Source organism: Pseudomonas sp. GD04019 (genome assembly GCF_029837695.1).
In the GTDB taxonomy this organism is placed as follows: Bacteria; Pseudomonadota; Gammaproteobacteria; order Pseudomonadales; family Pseudomonadaceae; genus Aquipseudomonas.
In genome coordinates, this window is record NZ_JAOEEA010000002.1 from 223,675 (window position 1) to 242,693 (window position 19,019).

Sequence of the window (19,019 nt, forward strand, 5' to 3'; positions counted from 1 at the left end):
GTGGCCCTGGGGGAGAGACGAAAGCCTACACGGTGGCCAGTCTTCTGTCAGTCGGCGCGCTTGGTTTCGATGCGGATCAGGCGATTGCCCTGGAAGGTGAGGATGCTGAGCATGCCATTCGTGGGGCCGTACACCCACTCTTCGATGACCAGCTCGCGGTCGCCATAGTTACCGCCGGTATAGCCGACCAGATCTCGATATTCGGGCTCCCCGCATTTACGCTGGACCTCGAAGGCGCGGTCGCCTTCGTTGATCAGCTTGCTACCACAGCGCAAGGTTCCCGCCTCGGCCAAGCCGCAGGCCAAGATCAGCGCAATAGCCAATAGACTTCGGTTCATCACAAGCTTCCCAAGTGCAGCGCCGTGGCCACCTGGCTACCAGCCGGGCCTTGGGCCAGGCTGACATCGAGCAGATAGATGCGTTGGTCTTCCAGACCGCCGCGCTCCACCAGGTAATCCTTGATGCTGGCCGCGCGGGCCTGGCCGAGTTGGCGCAGCAGCAGTTCGCTCTTGGACCACGATTCCAGCACGGCGTTGCGCATCTTCGCCGTGCGCTCTTCGTCCGGCAGCTCCTTCCATTCTGCGGGTGGTTGCTGCTTCAGCCGGGTGCGATAGATGCCTTCCAGCAGCACGGCCTTGTCGTCCTCGTCCACCACTAGCAGCTCGGGCTCGGCCGGTACCTGGTCGCCGTTGCGCTGCAGCATCTTGTACTGGGTGTTCTGGTATTCGCGCTCCAGACGTTGCGCGGCCAGCAGCGGGCCATCGCTGGCTTCGGCGCTCATGCCTTCGACCTCCAGGCGCAGCACCGGACGCTCCTTGAGTGCGGCAGCCAGGGTATCCAGGGACTTTTGCGCGGCGCCGTCCAGCTCGCTGCTGCCGGCGGCGAACTGCACCTGGCTGAGGTCGGCTTCGCCACCACCGACCAGGCCGGCGATGAACTTGAACGGTGCCTGGGCGGCGCGCAGCACCAGATTGCGCATGGTCTGCCAGACGATGGGCATGACGCTGAACTGCGGGTCGTTGAGGTTGCCTTGCACCGGCAGCTGGATGTCGATATTGCCCTGGGTGTCCTTGAGCAGGGCCACGGCCAGGCGAATCGGCAGGTCCACGGCGTCCTTGCTGTCGACCTTCTCGCCCAGCTGCAGGTCTTCCAGCAGCAGCTTGTTCTCGGCGTTCAGCTGGCCCTTCTCGATCTGGTAGTGCAGGTCCAGGTTCAGGCGCCCCTTGCGGATGCGGTAGCCGGCGAACTTGCCGGAGTAGGGGGTGAGGGTGGTCAGCTCGACGTTCTTGAAGCTGGTGGCGATATCCAGGCTGTTCATCGGGTCGAACGGCGTCAGCCCGCCCTTGATGGTGACCGGCGCGTACTTGTCGACCTTGCCCCTGATATCGACGCTGGCGGTCTTCGGGCTCTGGTTGTCCAGGATGCCGATCTGGCCATTGAGCTGCTGGATGGCGGTGGCGAAGTTGGGGGTCAGGCTGAAGTCGGCGAAGTTGGCCGAACCGTCCTTGATGTTTATGCCGCCGATGCGAATCGGCAGTTGCTTGCCGGCCGGCGCCGGTTTGGCAGTCGGATCGGCGGGCTGAGCGATGACCAGATCGTTGATGTTGGTGGTCAGGTCCTCGTTGATGATGAAGCGTGCATAGGGCTGCAGCAGATTGACTTTGTCGATCGCCAGGCCCTGCTCGTGCTGGTAGTTCAGCCCCTCTACCACCAATTGCTGCCACTTAAGGAAGTCGCGGTCCTTGAGGGTATCCAGGGTGTGCAGCTGGTTGACCTCGGCGCGACCGCCGATGCTGAAGGCCAGCGGGTCGACGCTCTTCAGGTCCACGGCCAGGTCGCTGCCGAGCAGGCCGCTGCGCAGCTCCAGACGGACGAAGGGACTGATGTAGGACTGGGCCAGGCGCAAGTCGATATCACGGGTGACCAGTTGTAGCTTGGCGGTGGTCGGCTGCAGCTGGACCTGACCTTCGGCCTTGAGCTGGCCGCGCTTGTTGACCCCGGTTTCCAGCTTGAGGCCGAAGGGCGAGGTGCCGAGGCTGTCGAAGTCCTTGATGTCGAGACTCAGCGGGGCCAGGTCGAGCTTGACCTCCTGGCTACCGGCGGCGCGGTCGGCCAGGTGGATCTGGTACTCACGCAACTGCACGTCGCGCAGCTGCACCTGCCAGGGTTTGGCCGGCTCTTGCGGTTTTTCTGGCTCTGCTGGTTTCGCGGCGCTGATGGTTTGCTGCTGTGCATCGACGGGGGCTGGCTCGGTTTTCTCCACGGTCGCTGGTGTGGGCGTGGAGCCGGCGCCACCCTCGTTTGGAGCTGGAGCTGGAGCTGGAGCTGGAGCTGGAGCATCGGGCGCGGCAACAGGGGGTTGTGGGGCGGCGGGCGTGGCTGCCGGTGCCGGCTTGCTATGGCTGGCGAACAGCTTCTGCCAGTCCAGTTGACCGTCCTTCTCCCGGGCCGCCCAGGTCTCCAGCTTGTGACTGCGAATCTTGCCCACGACCACCTGCTGCTTGGCCAGGTCCAGGCTGGTTTCGCTGACGTCCAGGCGTTCCAGGCGCGCCAGCGGTTTGTCCTCGGGGCTCTTGATGGCGAAGCTGGAGAGGGCCGCGCTGACATTGCTCAGCTGCAGCTCGGTGCCCTTGGCCAGGTTCAGCGAGTAGTCGGCGCTGAGGTCGAGCACGCCGTCTTCCAATACCAGTGGTACGGCATCGCGCACATAGGGCCACACGCCCTTGAGCTTGCCGTCGGTGATCTTGAGTTGGCCCTTTGACGTGATCGGAGTGAGGCTGACTTGGCCGTGCCAGTCGATGCGCCCGCCGCGGGGGCCGATGGCAACCATCTGCATGTCGGCGTTGTCGTCGGGCAGGGTACTGAGGTTCTTCAACTCCAGATTGAGCGAGTCGTAGATGAACTCCACCGGCTCGCTGGGGCGCAGGTCCTCGAAGTGCAGGCCGTTCTCGATCAGTTCGATGCGGCCGATACGCAGGGGGAAGGGTTCGCTCGGCTCTTCCGCTACAGGTTGCTCTGCGGAAGGCGGCAGCCGGAACAGGCCGGTCAGATTGAGCTGGCCGTCCTTGGCGAACAGCACCTCGGTATGCGCTTTCTCCAGCTCGATATCGGCCAGGTGCAGGGCGCCGCTCCACAGGCTGTCCAGTTGCAGATTGCCATACAGGCGCTGGAAGGCCACCTGCGGTTTGGCCGGCTCGCCGATATGCAGGCCCCAGAGCTGCAGCTCCAGGCTGAAGGGGTTGAGTTCGATGCGCTCCAGGCGCGCCGGCACGGTGGCCAGCTGGGTCAGTTGCTGGTTGGCCACCCGCAGCGCAATGCCTGGCAGGATCAGGAAGCCGAGCAGGCTGTACAGGCCGAATGCAATCGCGAGCGCGTAGGCGGCGCGTTTCAATCCTTTGGGCATGGTGCGGCACATCTTCCAGGCTGAGACGCCAGGAGTATGGCATGGGCCGTCACCCTTTGTGGGCCAGCACTGTGCCCTTGTGACCGACTTAGAAGCGCAGCACCAGGGTCTTCAACGGTGGCTGGCCGTCGCGCGAGGGGAAGTCGGCCGCGGGGACGATCTGCTCGTATTCGCGCACCGGGCGACCGAGTTTCTCGGCGCAGCGCAGCACCTGCGGGCGCCAGTCGTCCATCGCCACTTTCGCCAGATTGTTGCAGCAGATCAGCACACCATCCTCGGCAGTAGCGAGGATCGCCGGCTTGAGCAGGCTCTGGTAGTCGCGCAGCAGGTCGACGGTGCCGAACGCGCTCTTGGCCCAGGCCGGCGGGTCGAGCAGGACCAGGTCGAACTGGCGCTGTTCCAGGCGTGGGTAGCTGGGCAGCTTGTGCCCACGACGCGTGGCAATGGGCAGCCCAGCCAGCTGGCGGATGGCCGGGAAGTAGTCGGACTGCACGAAGTCCATCGCCAGGCCCGGATTGAGCGCCACGTTCTCGCGGCCCACCGCCAGGTTGCCTTCGGCGAAGTCCAGGTTGAGTACCTCGCGTGCACCACCGGCTGCGGCGCACAGGCCAACGCCGCAGGTGTAGGCGAACAGGTTGAGCACAGTCTTGCCGGCGCTGTTGGCCTTGATCCAGCCACGGGCGTTGCGCAGGTCGAGGAACAGCAGCGGGTCCTGGCCCGGATGGCGCCCGCGCACCCGGTAATTCAGCCCCCATTCGTGGCCGATCTGATCCTCTAGGGCCTCGGGCGTGGCCTGGTACACCGCGTCGCGGCGGTCGACACGCGAGTTGCCGCCGGAGCGGTCGTTGTAGACCAGCTGCAGATCGAGGCCGAGGCGTTCGTTGATGGCCTGGTGCAGGGCGAGCAGGGCATCGAGTTCCAGTGGCTGGTGGAAGCTCTGCACCATCAGCTGTGGGCCGTAGCGGTCGGCGGTGAGGCCGGGCGCGCCTTCCTGGCTGCCGTGGAACAGGCGGTAGCAGTCGGTCTGCTGCTGGTGCAGTTCGGCCAGCAGGGTCTGGCGGGCATCGAGGGCGGCGGAGAGCGCCTGGTCGAGCGAGGACATGGCGGCGTCTCGGAACGGGAGGGCGCGCAGTTTACCAAGAAAAACGCCGGCTCTCGGCCGGCGTGATTCGGTGCGGAGTGCGGATCAGCTGCGCTCGATGGCCAAGGCCACGCCCTGCCCGCCGCCGATGCACAGGGTGGCCAGGCCCTTCTTGGCGTCACGCTTGATCATCTCGTGCAGCAGAGTCACCAGCACGCGGCAGCCGGAGGCGCCGATCGGGTGGCCGAGGGCGATGGCGCCGCCGTTGACGTTGACCTTGGCCGCGTCCCAGCCCAGCTCCTTGCCGACCGACAGGGCCTGGGCGGCGAAGGCTTCGTTGGCCTCGATCAGGTCGAGGTCGGCCAGTTGCCAGCCGGCCTTCTCCAGGCAGCGCTTGGTCGCCGAGACCGGGCCGATACCCATGATCGCCGGGTCGACGCCGGCGTTGGCGTAGGAGGCGATCTTGGCCAGCACCGGCAGGCCGAGGGCCTTGGCCTTGTCTGCGCTCATCAGCAGCACGGCGGCGGCGCCGTCGTTGAGGCTGGAGGCGTTGCCGGCGGTGACGCTGCCGTCCTTCTTGAACGCCGGCTTGAGGCCGGCCAGGGATTCGGCGGTGGTGCCGGCGCGCGGCTGCTCATCCTTGGCGAAGCTGACCGGATCGCCCTTGCGCGACGGGATCAGGATCGGGGTGATCTCGTCGGCAAAGCGGCCGGCTTCGATGGCGGCCACGGCCTTCTGTTGGGAGGCGGCGGCGAAGGCGTCCTGCTGCTCGCGGCTGATGCCGTACTTGTCCACCAGGTTCTCGGCGGTGATGCCCATGTGGTAGTCGTTGAAGGCGTCCCACAGGCCGTCCTGGATCATGCTGTCGACTAGCTTGCCGTGGCCCATGCGTTGGCCGGTGCGGGCGGCGGGCATGACGTAGGGTGCCAGGCTCATGTTCTCCATGCCGCCGGCGATGATCACCTCGGCGTCGCCGCAGCGGATCGCCTGCGCTCCGAGGTGTAAGGCCTTAAGGCCGGAGCCGCAGACCTTGTTCAGGGTCAGGGCCGGCACGGCATTCGGCAGGCCGGCCTTGATCGAGGCCTGGCGCGCGGTGTTCTGCCCGGCACCGGCGGTCAGCACGTGGCCGAGGATCACCTCGTCCACTTCGCTGCCGTTGAGGCCGGTCTGCGCAAGCAACTGCTTGATCACCGCGGCGCCCAGCTCGACGGCGGGCACGCCGGCCAGGGAGCCCTGGAAGCTGCCGATGGCGGTGCGGGTGGCGGCGACGATGACGACTTCTTGCATGACGGGCTCCTCGAAATCGGGTGCGCGCACGGTGGGCGCGACGGGGGCGTTATGGTGGCATAGCCGATTCGACCCCGGCCAGTGCCGGAGCCGACCGCTCAGTCGCGCGGCGGCAGGCCCATGCGCTGGCGCGCGCGATGCACAGCGCCGCCGCGCACGGCCCAGCGCAGGGTGGGCGCCAGGCTGTTCACGCCCGTCTGAATCGCCCGACTGCGGGCGGCGCCGATGGGGTTGTCGAGCATGGCCTGGGCCCAGTTCGGTAGCAGGTCGAAGCCGGCCTGCATCAGCAGCCTGCCCACCGGTACGGCCAGGGCGCTGGGCGCCGGCGCGCCCTGCAGGATGCGCAGGATTTCCCGTGAACGCTCATCGCACAGCAGCTGCGGACGCACGGCGGCCAGGTAGGCGGCGACTTCGGTGCGCGAGCGCGGCACGTTCTCGGCACCGAGGCGTTCGGCGATCAGCGCCACCTCGGCGTAGTAGCGGTCCTGATCGGCTTCGCTCAGCTGTGGGTTGCGATAGCGCAGGTGGGCGGCGAGGAAGCTCGACACCTCGGCCACGTGCACCCAGGTCAGCAGTGCGGGATCGCTGGCGGCATAGGGGCGACCGTCTGGCGCGGTGCCGACCACTTTGAGGTGAATGGTGCGCACCTTGTCGATCAGCCACTCGGCATCGCGGCGCGAGCCGAAGGTGGTGCCGGAGATGAACTGGCCGGTGCGGCGCAGGCGGCCGATCAGGTCCTCGCGGAAGTTCGAGTGGTCCCACACGCCGGCCAACGCCAGCGGATGCAGGGCCTGCAGCAGCAGGGCGCTGATGCCGCCGACCATCATGCTGGTGAAGTCGCCGTGTACGCGCCAGCACACCGCGTCGGCGCCGAACAGGCCGGGGTCGCCCTGAGGCTGGCTGAAATCGATCTGGCCGAGGGCGATGCCGCTGAGGCTGAGGACCTGGGCTTCGATGCGGCGGCGGAGGAATTCCATGGGAGGTCTGTGCTGGCTCAAGTCCCTCACCCCCGGCCCCTCTCCCGGGGGAGAGGGGAGGGTCGTGGGGAAGGATTACTGGTTCAGGCGCTGCTCGATCAGGCTGTCCACCACCGACGGGTCGGCCAGGGTCGAGGTGTCGCCCATGTTGTCCAGCTCGTTGCAGGCGATCTTGCGCAGGATACGGCGCATGATCTTGCCCGAGCGGGTCTTGGGCAGGCCCGGCGCCCACTGGATCATCTCCGGCTTGGCGAAGCTGCCGATCTCCTTGCCGACCAGGGCCAGCAGTTCCTGCTTCAGCTCGTCGGAGGGCTCCAGGCCCTTCATGGTGGTGACGAAGGCGTAGATGCCCTGGCCCTTGAGGTCATGCGGATAGCCGACCACGGCGGCCTCGGCCACCGCGTCGTGCAGCACCAGGGCGCTCTCCACCTCGGCGGTGCCGATGCGGTGGCCGGAGACGTTGATCACGTCGTCGACGCGGCCGGTGATCCACCAGTAGCCGTCCTCGTCGCGGCGCGCGCCGTCACCGGTGAAGTAGTAGCCGGGGTAGGGCTTGAAGTAGGTGTCGATCATCCGCTGATGATCGCCGTAGACGCTGCGGATCTGGCTCGGCCAGCTGGCCTTGATCGCCAGCACGCCTGCACCGGGGCCCTCGATTTCCTTGCCCTGCTCGTCGAGCAGCACCGGCTGCACGCCGAAGAACGGGCGGGTCGCCGAGCCGGGCTTGAGATCGGTGGCGCCGGGCAGGGGGGTGATCAGGATCGAGCCGGTCTCGGTCTGCCACCAGGTGTCGACGATCGGGCAGCGCTGCTCGCCGACCACGTTGTAGTACCACTCCCAGGCTTCCGGGTTGATCGGCTCGCCCACCGAGCCGAGCAGGCGCAGGCTGGAGCGGTCGGTCTTCTTGACCGGCTCTTCGCCTTCGCGCATCAGGGCGCGCAGGGCGGTGGGGGCGGTGTAGAAGATGTTGACCTGGTGCTTGTCGATCACCTGCCAGAAGCGCGAGGCATCCGGGTAGTTGGGCACGCCCTCGAACATCAGGGTGATGGCGCCATTGGCCAGCGGGCCGTAGACGATGTAGCTGTGGCCTGTGACCCAGCCGACGTCGGCGGTGCACCAGTAGATGTCGCCCTCGTGGTAGTCGAACACGTACTTGTGGGTCATCGCCGCGCCCAGCAGGTAGCCGCCGGTGGTGTGCAGCACGCCCTTGGGTTTGCCGGTGCTGCCGGAGGTGTAGAGGATGAACAGCGGGTCCTCGGCGTCCATCGGCTCGGCCGGGCAGTCGGCATCGGCGTCCTTGAGGGCCTGGTGGTACCAGAGGTCGCGGCCGGGGGTCCAGGCGATCTCGCCCTGTGTGCGCTCGACCACCAGCACGGTGCTGACGTTCGGGCAGCTCTGCAGGGCCTTGTCGACGTTGTTCTTCAGCGCGATGTACTTGCCGCCGCGCACGCCCTCGTCGGCGGTGATCACGGTGCGGCAGTCGGCATCGAGGATGCGGTCGCGCAGGGCGTCCGGGGAGAAGCCGCCGAACACCACCGAGTGGATGGCGCCGATGCGCGTGCAGGCCAGCATGGCGTAGGCCGCCTCCGGCACCATGGGCATGTAGATGCACACCCGGTCGCCCTTCTTCACGCCGCGGCTCTTCAGTACGTTGGCCAGGCGGCTGACGTTGTGGTGCAGCTTGTTGTAGGTGATGTGGGCAGATTCGGCCGGGTTGTCGCCTTCCCAGATGATGGCGATCTGTTCGCCGCGTTTCTCCAGGTGGCGGTCGATGCAGTTGTAGGCGACGTTGAGCTGGCCACCCTTGAACCACTGCGCCTCGCCCTTGGCCAGGTCGCTGTGGTGGAGCTGGTCCCAGGGTTTGAACCAGTTCAGGAAGGCCTTCGCCTGCTCGCTCCAGAACTCTTCCGGCTGCTCGATGGACTGGCGGTAGAGGCGCTGGTAGGCCTCGTTGTCCAGGTGTGCACGCTGGCGAACCGCATCGTTGACCGGGTGAAGGCTGATTTCGAACATGGCGGGGGTCCTTGACTTATTGTTGAGCCGCAATGCCGAGCAGGGTGAACCAAGCAACTGCTCGGTTCAAGTGTCGGCGCCTCAGTGTGGCGTGCGCGGGTACTCAAGCTGCTGCATCACCAGCCGTTCGGTGGCCGTTCCATAACGTTCGGCAATGTCGCGCAGGGCCAGTTCCAGGCTGGCTATCGCCGTGGTTTGTCGGTCCGGCTCCGGCAGCAGCTGCAGGTCGCTACCCCGCTGCTGTGGCAACAGTAGCAGGCCCGAGTGGCTGCGCACCGGCCCCGCTGCTGCTGCCAGCACCTCGCTGCGGAAGGTGCGGCCGTAGGCGTCGGCGCGCAGGGCCAGGGCCACTTCGTCGAAGCCCTCGGTGACCACCAGGCCGAGACGCTGGTGCCGCCAGAAGGCCAGCCAATTGCCGGCGACCGTCAGGTAGTCGCCGCTGCTGAAGGCGAAGTCGCCGCTGGCATGCCGGGACGACCAGTTCTGCGCGCCTATCTCCCGGGCCACGCGCTCGGCCAGCGGCGTGCCGGCGATGGCCTCGACCAGCGCCAGGCTCAGCGGTACGGCGGCGCTGATGCCGGCACTGCTGACGATGCGCCCGTCCACCACGTAGCGGCGGTCGGTTTGCCAATCGGTCTCGGGGAACAACGCCTCGCGCTCTTCGCGCGAATACCAGTGACCGGTGGCGCGGCGCCCCTGCAGCAGACCGGCGTGGCCGAGCAAGAGTACGCCGTCGCAGATGGCCAGCAGCGTCGCGCCCTTGCTGGCCTGCGCGGCCAGCCAGGCGGTCAGGCGCGGATCGTCGCTGTGGTGCACGGCGGGCACGATCAGGTAGTCGGCGCCCTCCGGGTGGTCGCGATCGAACTCGGCGAGGCTGGCCTGCGCCTGGATGTGTAGCGCCGGCATCATCTCGATAGCACCCGGGTCGCGGGCCAGGGCCACCAGCTCGGCGACATCGGCGCGACCGAGGATGCCGTAGGGCACCAGGTAGTCGGCCAGTTCGGTCATGCGGTTATCGCCTACCACCGCCACCAGGGGGCGCTCGCGGCCGAAGCGCGGCTCATAGGCGGGCAGGCGCTCGTCGCCCAGGACGGGCAGCGAAAACAGTAGGAAAATGGCGAGCAGAGCAGGGCGCATGGCGGTTCTCCGCAGGAGACGGAGTTGCAGTCTGTGCGCGTGCAGGTTGGCGCGAATGACAGTCATGGATGAAAATCTGCCAGGTCTTCCCGAGATCTATGTCATGCCATCGCCCCACGAGGTTCTACTGCTGGTGTTTCCCGGCTTCCAGCTGCTCGATGCCAGTGGCCCGGCCGAGGTATTCGCCGCGGCCAACGATCTGCGGGGCCAGTCGCTGTATCGCTTGCGTCTGATCTCGCAGGAGGGCGGCCTGGTAGCGTCGTCCACCGGCCTGACCATGCACACCGAGCCGCTGCCGACGGCGGATGAACTGGCGGGCTGTACCTTGCTGGTCAGCGGCGGCTTCGGTGTGCAGCAGGCCATGGGTCGCGGCCTGCTGGCCGCCTGGCTGAAGCAGACGGCGCCGCAGCTGGCGCGTTGTGTGTCGGTATGTACCGGCGCTTTCCTGCTGGCCCAGGCCGGTCTGCTCGACGGGCGCCGCGCGACCACTCACTGGAGTTACGCCGAGTTGCTGCAGCGGCTGTTTCCTCGGGTGCGGGTCGAGGCGGATGCGTTGTTCGTCGAGGAGGAGCGGTTGTTCAGTTCGGCCGGTGTCAGTTCCGGGATCGACCTGTGCCTGGCCCTGCTGGAGGCCGATCACGGCCGCGAGCTGGCGCTGCAGGTGGCCAAGGGACTGGTGGTGCATCTGCGCCGCAGCGGTGGACAGCGGCAGTTCAGCGCCGAGTTGCTGGCTCAGGCGGCCGCGCCCGGCGGTGTGAGCGCGCGGCTGGTGGAGTGGTTACGTGAGCACCTGCACGAGGTGCTGGATATCGAGCGGATGGCGGCGGCGCAGGCTCTGTCGCCGCGCAGTCTGCACCGGCACTGCCAGGCGGAGTTGAGGGTGACTCCGGCGCGCCTGTTGCTGCAATTGCGCCTGGAACGGGCCTGTCGCCTGCTGGAGAACGGTGCGCCCTCGTTGAAGCGGGTGGCGCAGCAGACCGGCTTCGTCAGCGAGTACAACCTGCGGCGGGCCTTCCTGCAGGCGCTGGGCATTGCGCCCAGCGACTATCGGGCGCGCTTCAGCCGCGGTGACGACCGCGGAAGAAGTCGATCAGACCTTGGGTAGAGGCGTCCTCGGCCGGCGCAGCATCCCAGGCGGTGAGGCGCTGGTAGACGCCCTTGCCGAGATCCTTGCCCAGTTCCACGCCCCACTGGTCGAAGGCATTGATGCCCCAGATCACGCTCTGCACGAACACCTTGTGCTCGTACATCGCTACCAGCGCGCCGAGACGCCGTGGGCTGATGCGTTCCAGCACCAGGGTATTGCTCGGGCGGTTGCCAGGGATCACCTTGTGCGGCGCCAGGCGCTGCACTTCGTCCTCGCCCAGGCCCTTGGCGCGCAGCTCGGCCTCGGCTTCGTTGCGGCACTTGCCGAGCATCAGCGCCTGGCTCTGCGACAGGCAGTTGGCGTACAGCCACTGATGGTGGTCGGCCACCGGGTTGTAGCTGACCACCGGCACGATGAAGTCGGCCGGGATCAGCGGGGTGCCCTGATGCAGCAACTGGTGGTAGGCGTGCTGGCCGTTGCAGCCGACGCCGCCCCAGATCACCGGGCCGGTCTCGACGCTCACCGGGCTGCCATCCTGGCGCACGCTCTTGCCGTTGGACTCCATGTCCAGCTGCTGCAGGTGCTTGGTGATGTTCCGCAGGTAGTGGTCGTACGGCAGGATCGCGTGGCTCTGGGCGCCCCAGAAGTTGCCGTACCAGACGCCGAGCAGGGCCAGCAGCACCGGCATGTTCTTGTCGAAGCTGGTGCTGCGGAAGTGGTTGTCCATGCTGTAGGCGCCGGATAGCAGCTCCTTGAAGTTGGACATGCCGATGGCCAGGGCGATCGGCAGGCCGATGGCCGACCACAGCGAGTAGCGCCCGCCGACCCAGTCCCACATCGGGAAGATGTTCTTCTCGCGGATGCCGAACTCGATGGCCGCCTGGTTGTTGCTGGTGACCGCGATGAAGTGGCGGTACAGCTTCTCCTCGGTGCCTCCACGGGCCAGGTACCAGGAGCGGGCGGCCTGGGCGTTCTTCAGGGTTTCCAGCGTGCCGAAGGACTTGCTGGAAACGATAAACAGGGTGGTCTCGGCATTCAGCTTGGCGGCCAGTTCGTGGAACTCGCTGCCGTCGATATTGGCCAGGTAGTGGCAGCGCACGCCGTGCTGGGTGAACGGCAGCAGCGCCTCGGAGACCAGCTGCGGGCCGAGGAAGGAACCACCGATGCCGATGTTGACCACGTCGGTGATGGTCTTCTCGCTGTAGCCGCGCCACAGGTTGCTGTGAATGCGCCCGACGATGTCGGTCATCTGGTTGAGCACGCGGTGCACGTCCGGCATCACGTTGGCGCCGTCGACCATGACGCAGTCGCCAATGGGGCGGCGCAGGGCGGTGTGCAGGGCGGGGCGGCCTTCCGAGGAGTTGACCCGCTCGCCGTTGAACAGGGCCTCGATGGCCTCCTGCAGGCCGGCTTCCTCGGCCAGGTTGACCAGCAGCGTGCGGGTCTCCTCGCTGAGCAGGTTCTTCGAGTAATCGAGGAAGATGCCGCTGGTGCTTATGGAGAAGCGCTCGAAACGCTCGGCGTCGCTGGCGAAGGCGTCGCGCATGCTGAAGTCCTGCATGGCCTGGCGGTGTTGGCGCAGGGCCTGCCAGGCGGGCAGGGTGGTCACGTCGAGCGGTTGCTGGTAGTACGCCATGGGTGGCAATTTCCTTTTTATGCGGCGTTTCGGGCATTAAAAAGCCCGGAGATTCCGGGCTTGGAGTGTAGCGAGACGCGACCCGTTCAGGCGACTTGCACGGGAATCGCGTTGCTGGTGTGGCTCAGTTCGCCGTCGGCGCCCATGTACAGCACGCGCGGCTGGAAGTTGGCCAGCTCGGCCTCGCTGTAGTGGGCGTAGGCGCAGATGATCACGCGGTGACCGACGCCGGCCTTGTGCGCGGCGGCGCCATTGACCGAGATGATCTTCGAGCCTTCCTCGCCGCGGATGGCGTAGGTGGTGAAGCGTTCGCCGTTGTCGATGTTGTAGATCTGGATCTGCTCGTACTCGCGAATGCCGGACAGGTCCAGCCACTCGCCGTCGATGGCGCAGGAGCCCTCATAGTCGAGCACCGCATGGGTGACGATGGCGCGGTGCAGCTTGGCCTTGAGCATGATGGCGTGCATGACTATTTCCCTCTCGGAATACGGCGGCGGCAGAGTGTGCCCGAACCCCCGAAGGGGTTCAAGACCAGGCGATGTGCGGGTTACAGCTCAAGCGTCAGGTTATCGATCAGACGCGTGTTGCCCATGAAGGCGGCGCCCAGGATCACCAGCTGGCGGTCGTCGGCCTGGGCCGGACGCAGGCTCAGCGCCTCGCGAATCTCCAGGTAGTCGGGGCGGAAGCCGGCATCGGCCAAACTGGCCTGACCGCGCTCGATCAGGTGGGCGAACTGACGGTCGCCGCCGCGGATGGCTTCGGCCAACTGCTGCAGGGTGCGGTGCAGGGCCGGCGCCTGGGCGCGTTGCTCGGCGCTCAGGTAACCGTTGCGCGAGGACAGGGCCAGGCCGTCTTCGGCGCGCACGGTGGGCTCGCCGATGATCTGCACGGGCATGTTCAGGTCGCGCGCCAGGGTGCGGATCACCGCCAGTTGCTGGAAGTCCTTCTCGCCGAACACGGCGAGGTCCGGCTGGACCATGTTGAACAGCTTGGTCACCACCGTGGCCACGCCCTCGAAGTGGCCGGGGCGGCTGGCGCCGCACAGGCCCTCGGAGACGCCGGGTACGCCGACGCGGGTCTGGCCGTCCTGGCCGTGGGGATACATCTCCTCCACGTCCGGGTGGAACAGCAGGTGGCAACCGGCGGCGACCAATTTCTCCTGGTCGGCGGCCAGGGTGCGCGGGTACTTGGCCAGGTCTTCGTTGGGGCCGAACTGCAGCGGGTTGACGAAGATGCTGGCGACCACGAAGTCGGCGCGTTGGCCGGCCTTCTCCACCAGGGCCACGTGGCCCTCGTGCAGGTTGCCCATGGTCGGCACGAAGGCGATGCGCTTGCCTTCGCCGCGCGCGCGCGCCACGGCGGCGCGCAGTTCCAGTACGGTCTTGACGGTGTTCATGCGGAGAATCCGTGTTCCTCGGCGGGGAAGCTGACGTCCTTCACCGCGCGTACATAGGCGGCGAAGGCGGCCTGCACGTTGGCCTGGCCTTCCATGAAGTTCTTCACGAACTTCGGTGCGCGGCCGGTCAGGGACAGGCCAAGCATGTCGTGCATCACCAGCACCTGGCCATCGGTGGCCGAGCCGGCGCCGATGCCGATCACCGGGATCTTCACCGACTGGCTGATTTCGGCGGCCAGTTCGCTGGGTACACACTCGAGCAGCAGCATGGCGGCGCCGGCCTGCTCCAGGGCCATGGCGTCGGCGCGCAGCTGGCGGGCGGCGGCATCACCGCGGCCTTGTACCTTGTAACCGCCGAACACGTTGACCGCCTGCGGCGTCAGGCCCAGGTGGGCACACACCGGCACGCCGCGTTCGGCCAGCTGGCGGATCGGTTCGGCCAGCCAGCTCGCGCCTTCCAGCTTGATCATGTGGGCGCCGGCCTGCATCAGCGCAGCGCTGCTGGCGAAGGTCTGTTCCAGGGTGGCGTAGGCCATGAACGGCAGGTCGGCGAGGATCAGCGCGCCCTGGTTGCCGCGCTTCACCGCGGCGGTGTGGTAGGCCATGTCGGCCAGCGACACCGGCAGGGTGCTGTCGTGGCCCTGCAGGACCATACCTAGGGAGTCTCCCACCAGCAGCACTTCCACACCGGCCTGGCAGGCTGCCTGGGCGAAGGTGGCATCGTAGGCGGTGAGCATGGCGATCTTCTCGCCCTTCTGCTTCAGGCCCAGCAGGGTGCTTACGGTTACATCAGGCATGGGGGATTCCTCATCAGCGGGCCGGATTACGGCACTTGTGGCGCCTGCTCTCGGCCTCTTGGACGGCACTCTCTGCACCGCCTCGGGGCAACGGGACGCCTATAGTCCCGATGGGGGGGCGTGAAGTCAATCACGGGTGTTACCGCGTTGTTACGGCGTTACCGGCTGCGCTTACAGGCGCTCCAGCCCCTCGTAGGGGCAGGCGGCCAGCAGCTGCTCCAGGTTGCGTCCATCGGGCAGCTGCAGCTGCGGGGCGATCTCGGCCAGCGGGTAGAGGACGAAGGCACGCGCGTGCATGTGGTAGTGCGGCACGGTCAGGCGCTCCTCGGCGAGGATGCGCGAGCCGAACAGCAGGATGTCCAGGTCCAGGGTGCGCGGCCCCCAGCGCTCGGCCTTGCGCACGCGGCCCTGCCCCAGCTCGATGCGTTGCAGGGCGTCGAGCAGTTGCAGCGGTGCCAGTTCGGTGTCCAGCGCGGCCACGGCATTGACATAGCGCGGCTGGTCCGGCGGACCCAACGGGTCGCTGGCATAGAAGGAAGAGGTACTGGCCAGGGTCGTGTGCGGCAGCTCGGCGATGGCCGCGAGCGCGGCCCGCAGCTGCTGGTGTGGCTCGGCCAGGTTGCTGCCCAGACCGATATAGACCCTTTCCATTATTCGCCGGCCGGGGCTTCGCTGCGCGGGCCGCGGCGACGGTTGCGTCCGCCGCGCCGGCGTTTGCGCGCCGGGGCGCCTTCGCCGTCTTCTTCCTGGCGGTTGCCGAGCTCGCGGATCATGGCGCGGCGCTCGCTGTCGCTGGCGTCCTGGTAGTCGGTCCACCAGTCACCCAGGCCGTCGGTCTGCTCGCCGGCGTCTTCGCGCAGCAGCAGGAAGTCGTAGCCGGCACGGAAGCGCGGATTTTCCAGCAGCAGGTCGGCGCGCTTGCCGCTGCGGCGTGGCAGGCGCTCCTGCATGTCCCAGATCTCGCGGATCGGGATGGTGAAACGCTTGGGAATGGCAATGCGCTTGCACTGCTCGACGATCAGGTCGTGCGCCGCTTCCTGCATGGCCGGGATCGGCGGCATGCCGCGCGCCTGCAGCTGCGCGGCGCGGGCAGGTATGGCCGGCCAGAGCAGGGCGGCGAAGAGGAAGGCGGGCGTCACCGGTTTGCCCAGGGCGATGCGCTCGTCGGTATTGGCCAGGGCCTGGCGGATCAGGTCGCCGGCATACTCCGGGTCACGCTCCAGGGCCTTGGCACTGGCCGGGAACAGCGGGGCGAACAGGTCGTACTCGACCAGCAGTTCGAAGGTGCGTTCGGCGCGGCCGGCGAGGAACAGCTTGAGCACTTCCTCGAACAGGCGCGCGGCCGGGATGTCGCGCAGCATCGGCGCCAGGCGGCCGATCGGCGCGGCGCTGTGCTTCTCGATCTCGAAGCCGAGCTTGGCCGCGAAGCGCACCGCACGGAGCATGCGCACCGGGTCTTCCAGGTAGCGCTGCTCGGGGTCGCCGATCAGGCGGATCAGGCGGTTGCGGATGTCGTGCACGCCGTGGGCGTAGTCCAGCACGCGCTCGCCGCTGACGTCGAAATACAGGGCGTTGATGGTGAAGTCGCGGCGCTGGGCGTCGCTCTCCAGGGTGCCGTAGACGTTGTCGCGCAAGATGCGGCCGCTCTCGTGGCGTGCCGACTGGTGGCTGTCTTCCTCGTCATCGCCCTGCGGGTGATTGCTGCGGAAGGTGGCCACTTCGATGATCTCGCGGCCGAAGTGCACATGGGCCAGCTTGAAGCGGCGGCCGATCACCCGCGCATTGCGGAACTCGGCACGCACCTGCTCGGGAGTGGCGCTGGTGGCCACGTCGAAGTCCTTGGGCTGCACGCCGATCAGCAGGTCGCGTACGCAGCCACCCACCAGATAGGCCTGATAGCCGGCCTTCTGCAGACGATCTACCACGCCCACCGCATTTCGGCTGAACTGGCCACGCTGCAGCGAATGCTGGCGGGGACCGAGCACTTCAGGCGTGCTGCGAGGACGGGCTTGGCGCTTGAGCGAGAGCGGCGAACGAAGGGACTTGAACAGCTTTTTCAGCATGAGAGGCACTGTTTGCAGGAATAAGCGGCCGGAAATGCCGGTAACCGCACGATTGGCGCGGATTCTAGCATTGGGACGAAGAATGGTGGAGAAGGCAGGCTGGGGAAGGCGAGAGGGGTGAAGCGACTGGGGGAGCCGAGGCTCCCCCCCAAATAGGTGCGTGCTTTGTTTTTGTTATTGTGTCGGGCCTGTTGTTTTTGTTGTAGGCCCGTTTTAGGTATCCCAATTTGGGTACCAGGAGCAAACGGATTGCTTTGGATGCTGATATTGCCGTGGTCTTTCCGTGACCCAACCAGTACAGGCTCTGCTTTAGTGCAGTTTTTGTTGTTCTCAGCCTGGTCGTGGGGCGAACCCCAAAGGCACATCCTCTCCAAAAGAATCAGTTAGCTGCGCCTCCGCGTTATTGTTTTTGTTGTGCTGGAGTCGTTCTGTATTGTTTTTATTATTGAAGCTTGAAACGTTTTTTATTGTTGTTGTGCCAGAGATAAAGCAGGAGCCGTGCCAGTTTTTTAGAATCCTTGTTTTTCAAGGGCTTAGCGATATCGACGACAAGGCGGAGGCATAAAAAAGCCGGGTTCTCGTTACCGATGAACCCGGCTTTTGTTACGCGATGTTTGATTGGGGTAACAGCTGCGGAACCATCCGCCCGCAGCCCTGTCACCGCGCAGCGGCTCAGCCCGCCGCTGCGCCGGACTTGCGCCGCGGAATGCCCAGGCGCTGACGACGCTCCCACAGGCACTTGCGGCTGATGCCCAGCTTGCGTGCCAGTTCGGTCTCGGTCATGTGGTCCTGGTGTTCGAGCACGAAGTGCTGGAAGTAGTCCTCCAGCGACAGGTCTTCGGTCGGCTCGTGGTTATTCACGGCACCGGAGGGCATGGACTGCTCGCCGAAGTCATCGTCGCTGAGGTCGTCCAGCTCGATGTCGATGCCCAGCAGCTCCGCGGAGATCTCGTTGCCCTCGCAAAGGATCACCGAGCGCTCGATGGCGTTCTCCAGCTCACGCACGTTGCCCGGCCAGGGGTAGTGGCGGATCGCCTGTTCGGCATCGTGTGCAAAGCGCAGCCCCTCGCGGCCCATGCGTACACACTGGCGGGCGAGGAAGGCCTGGGCGATTTCCACCACGTCGGCACCGCGCTCGCGCAGCGGCGGCAGCTTGAGCGCAATGACGTGCAGGCGGTAATAGAGGTCTTCGCGAAATTGGCCGGTCTTGGCCAGGGTTTTCAGGTCGCGGTGGGTGGCGGCGATCAGGCGCACGTCGACCTTCTGAGACTGCACCGAGCCGACCCGACGGATCTCGCCCTCCTGCAGCACGCGCAGCAGGCGGGCTTGGGCTTCCAGCGGCAGCTCGCCGATCTCGTCGAGGAACAGGGTGCCGCCATCGGCCGCTTCCACTAAGCCGGCGCGGCCGGCGCTGGCGCCAGTGAAGGCGCCTTTCTCGTGGCCGAACAGTTCGGACTCGATCAGGGTCTCCGGAATCGCCGCGCAGTTCACCGAGATCAGCGGCGCCTTGGCGCGCTTGGACAAGTTGTGCAGGGCACGGGCGACCAGCTCCTTGCCGGTGCCGGATTCGCCCTGGATCAGCACGTTGGAGTCGGTGGGGGACACCTTGCGGATCTTGCCGTAGAGGTCCTGCATGGCGGCGCAGGAGCCGATGATGCCGATGTCGCCTTCGGCCGCGGCGCTGCCGGCCTTGCCGTTGGCCTTGCTCGGCGCGTCGCTGGGCGGATTGCGGCGGGCCTCCTGGTTGTCGCGCAGGATGCGCGCCACGGCCTGGAGCATTTCGTCGTGGTCGAAGGGCTTGGCGATGTAGTCCACCGCGCCCATCTTCATCGAGTCCACCGCCGAGCGCAGGCTGGCGTAGCTGGTCATGATCAGCACCGGGGTGCCTTCGGCCAGCTTGATCAGTTCGGTGCCGGGGGCGCCGGGCAGGCGCAGGTCGCTGACCACCAGATCGAAGCTGGAAACGCTGTAGCGCTCCTGGGCTTCCTGCACCGAACCGGCCTCGCTGACCTGGTACTGGTTGCGTTCCAGCAGGCGGCGCAGGGCGGAGCGGATGATGGTTTCGTCTTCGACGATGAGGATATGGGGCATTGATTCTCTCTCGACGGTCTCCGAATCGCGCGGGGCGCTTCACGGGCTCTC

At 66.5% G+C, this 19,019-nt stretch carries 15 protein-coding genes; 1 reads left to right on the forward strand and 14 read right to left on the reverse strand.

Annotated elements, in window-relative coordinates; genetic code table 11:
* Nucleotides 1-47: 47 nt before the first annotated feature.
* From N7607_RS03715 to N7607_RS03745, 7 genes are all read right to left on the reverse strand, one after another.
* Nucleotides 48-338 carry a DUF2845 domain-containing protein gene (locus tag N7607_RS03715; protein ID WP_279864367.1) on the reverse strand — a complete coding sequence of 97 codons (291 nt, stop codon included), beginning with the start codon at nt 336-338 and terminating at the stop codon, nt 48-50.
* Entirely contained in the window at nt 338-3,403 is a 3,066-nt protein-coding gene (locus N7607_RS03720) for a DUF748 domain-containing protein (protein ID WP_279864366.1), read from the reverse strand. The genes N7607_RS03715 and N7607_RS03720 overlap by 1 nt, the downstream gene beginning before the upstream one ends.
* 88 nt (nt 3,404-3,491) lie before the next feature.
* Nucleotides 3,492-4,505 carry a class I SAM-dependent methyltransferase gene (locus N7607_RS03725; protein WP_279864365.1) on the reverse strand — a complete coding sequence of 338 codons (1,014 nt, stop codon included), beginning with the start codon at nt 4,503-4,505 and terminating at the stop codon, nt 3,492-3,494.
* An 84-nt stretch (nt 4,506-4,589) separates the two neighbouring features.
* On the reverse strand, nt 4,590-5,771 hold the full coding sequence (locus N7607_RS03730) for an acetyl-CoA C-acetyltransferase (RefSeq protein WP_279864364.1): 1,182 nt from the start codon (nt 5,769-5,771) through the stop codon (nt 4,590-4,592).
* Between the two features lie 98 nt (nt 5,772-5,869).
* Nucleotides 5,870-6,748, reverse strand: coding sequence for an oxygenase MpaB family protein (locus N7607_RS03735; protein WP_279864362.1), 879 nt, complete (start codon nt 6,746-6,748; stop codon nt 5,870-5,872).
* 75 nt (nt 6,749-6,823) lie between these two features.
* Nucleotides 6,824-8,761, reverse strand: coding sequence for an acetate--CoA ligase (acs, locus tag N7607_RS03740; protein ID WP_279864361.1), 1,938 nt, complete (start codon nt 8,759-8,761; stop codon nt 6,824-6,826).
* An 81-nt stretch (nt 8,762-8,842) separates the two neighbouring features.
* Nucleotides 8,843-9,898 (reverse strand): DJ-1/PfpI family protein, encoded by a 1,056-nt coding sequence (locus N7607_RS03745; protein ID WP_279864360.1) that lies wholly within the window; start codon nt 9,896-9,898, stop codon nt 8,843-8,845.
* A 103-nt stretch (nt 9,899-10,001) separates the two neighbouring features.
* Here N7607_RS03745 and N7607_RS03750 point away from each other — a divergent pair, with 103 nt between their 5' ends.
* The gene (locus tag N7607_RS03750) at nt 10,002-11,003 is read left to right on the forward strand and encodes a helix-turn-helix domain-containing protein (RefSeq protein WP_279864358.1); all 1,002 of its coding nucleotides are present in this window, start codon (nt 10,002-10,004) and stop codon (nt 11,001-11,003) included.
* Here N7607_RS03750 and pgi read toward each other — a convergent pair.
* The 7 genes from pgi to N7607_RS03785 all read right to left on the reverse strand — a co-directional run bounded on the left by pgi (nt 10,957) and on the right by N7607_RS03785 (nt 18,968).
* Entirely contained in the window at nt 10,957-12,621 is a 1,665-nt protein-coding gene (gene pgi, locus N7607_RS03755) for a glucose-6-phosphate isomerase (RefSeq protein WP_279864357.1), read from the reverse strand. The two genes, N7607_RS03750 and pgi, sit on opposite strands and share 47 nt — an antisense overlap.
* An 86-nt stretch (nt 12,622-12,707) precedes the next feature.
* Nucleotides 12,708-13,088 (reverse strand): aspartate 1-decarboxylase, encoded by a 381-nt coding sequence (gene panD / locus N7607_RS03760; protein WP_137971053.1) that lies wholly within the window; start codon nt 13,086-13,088, stop codon nt 12,708-12,710.
* An 80-nt stretch (nt 13,089-13,168) separates the two neighbouring features.
* Nucleotides 13,169-14,017 carry a pantoate--beta-alanine ligase gene (gene panC, locus N7607_RS03765; protein WP_279864355.1) on the reverse strand — a complete coding sequence of 283 codons (849 nt, stop codon included), beginning with the start codon at nt 14,015-14,017 and terminating at the stop codon, nt 13,169-13,171.
* Nucleotides 14,014-14,814, reverse strand: a complete 801-nt coding sequence (gene panB, locus N7607_RS03770) for a 3-methyl-2-oxobutanoate hydroxymethyltransferase (RefSeq protein WP_279864353.1) — start codon at nt 14,812-14,814, stop codon at nt 14,014-14,016. Before panB ends, panC begins: the two co-directional genes overlap by 4 nt.
* 171 nt (nt 14,815-14,985) lie before the next feature.
* On the reverse strand, nt 14,986-15,465 hold the full coding sequence (gene folK / locus N7607_RS03775; RefSeq protein WP_279864352.1) for a 2-amino-4-hydroxy-6-hydroxymethyldihydropteridine diphosphokinase: 480 nt from the start codon (nt 15,463-15,465) through the stop codon (nt 14,986-14,988).
* Nucleotides 15,465-16,877: a polynucleotide adenylyltransferase PcnB gene (locus N7607_RS03780; protein ID WP_279864351.1), complete on the reverse strand. Its 1,413-nt coding sequence runs from the start codon at nt 16,875-16,877 to the stop codon at nt 15,465-15,467. The genes folK and N7607_RS03780 overlap by 1 nt, the downstream gene beginning before the upstream one ends.
* 672 nt (nt 16,878-17,549) lie before the next feature.
* Nucleotides 17,550-18,968 carry a sigma-54 dependent transcriptional regulator gene (locus N7607_RS03785; protein WP_279864350.1) on the reverse strand — a complete coding sequence of 473 codons (1,419 nt, stop codon included), beginning with the start codon at nt 18,966-18,968 and terminating at the stop codon, nt 17,550-17,552.
* Nucleotides 18,969-19,019 lie beyond the last annotated feature (51 nt).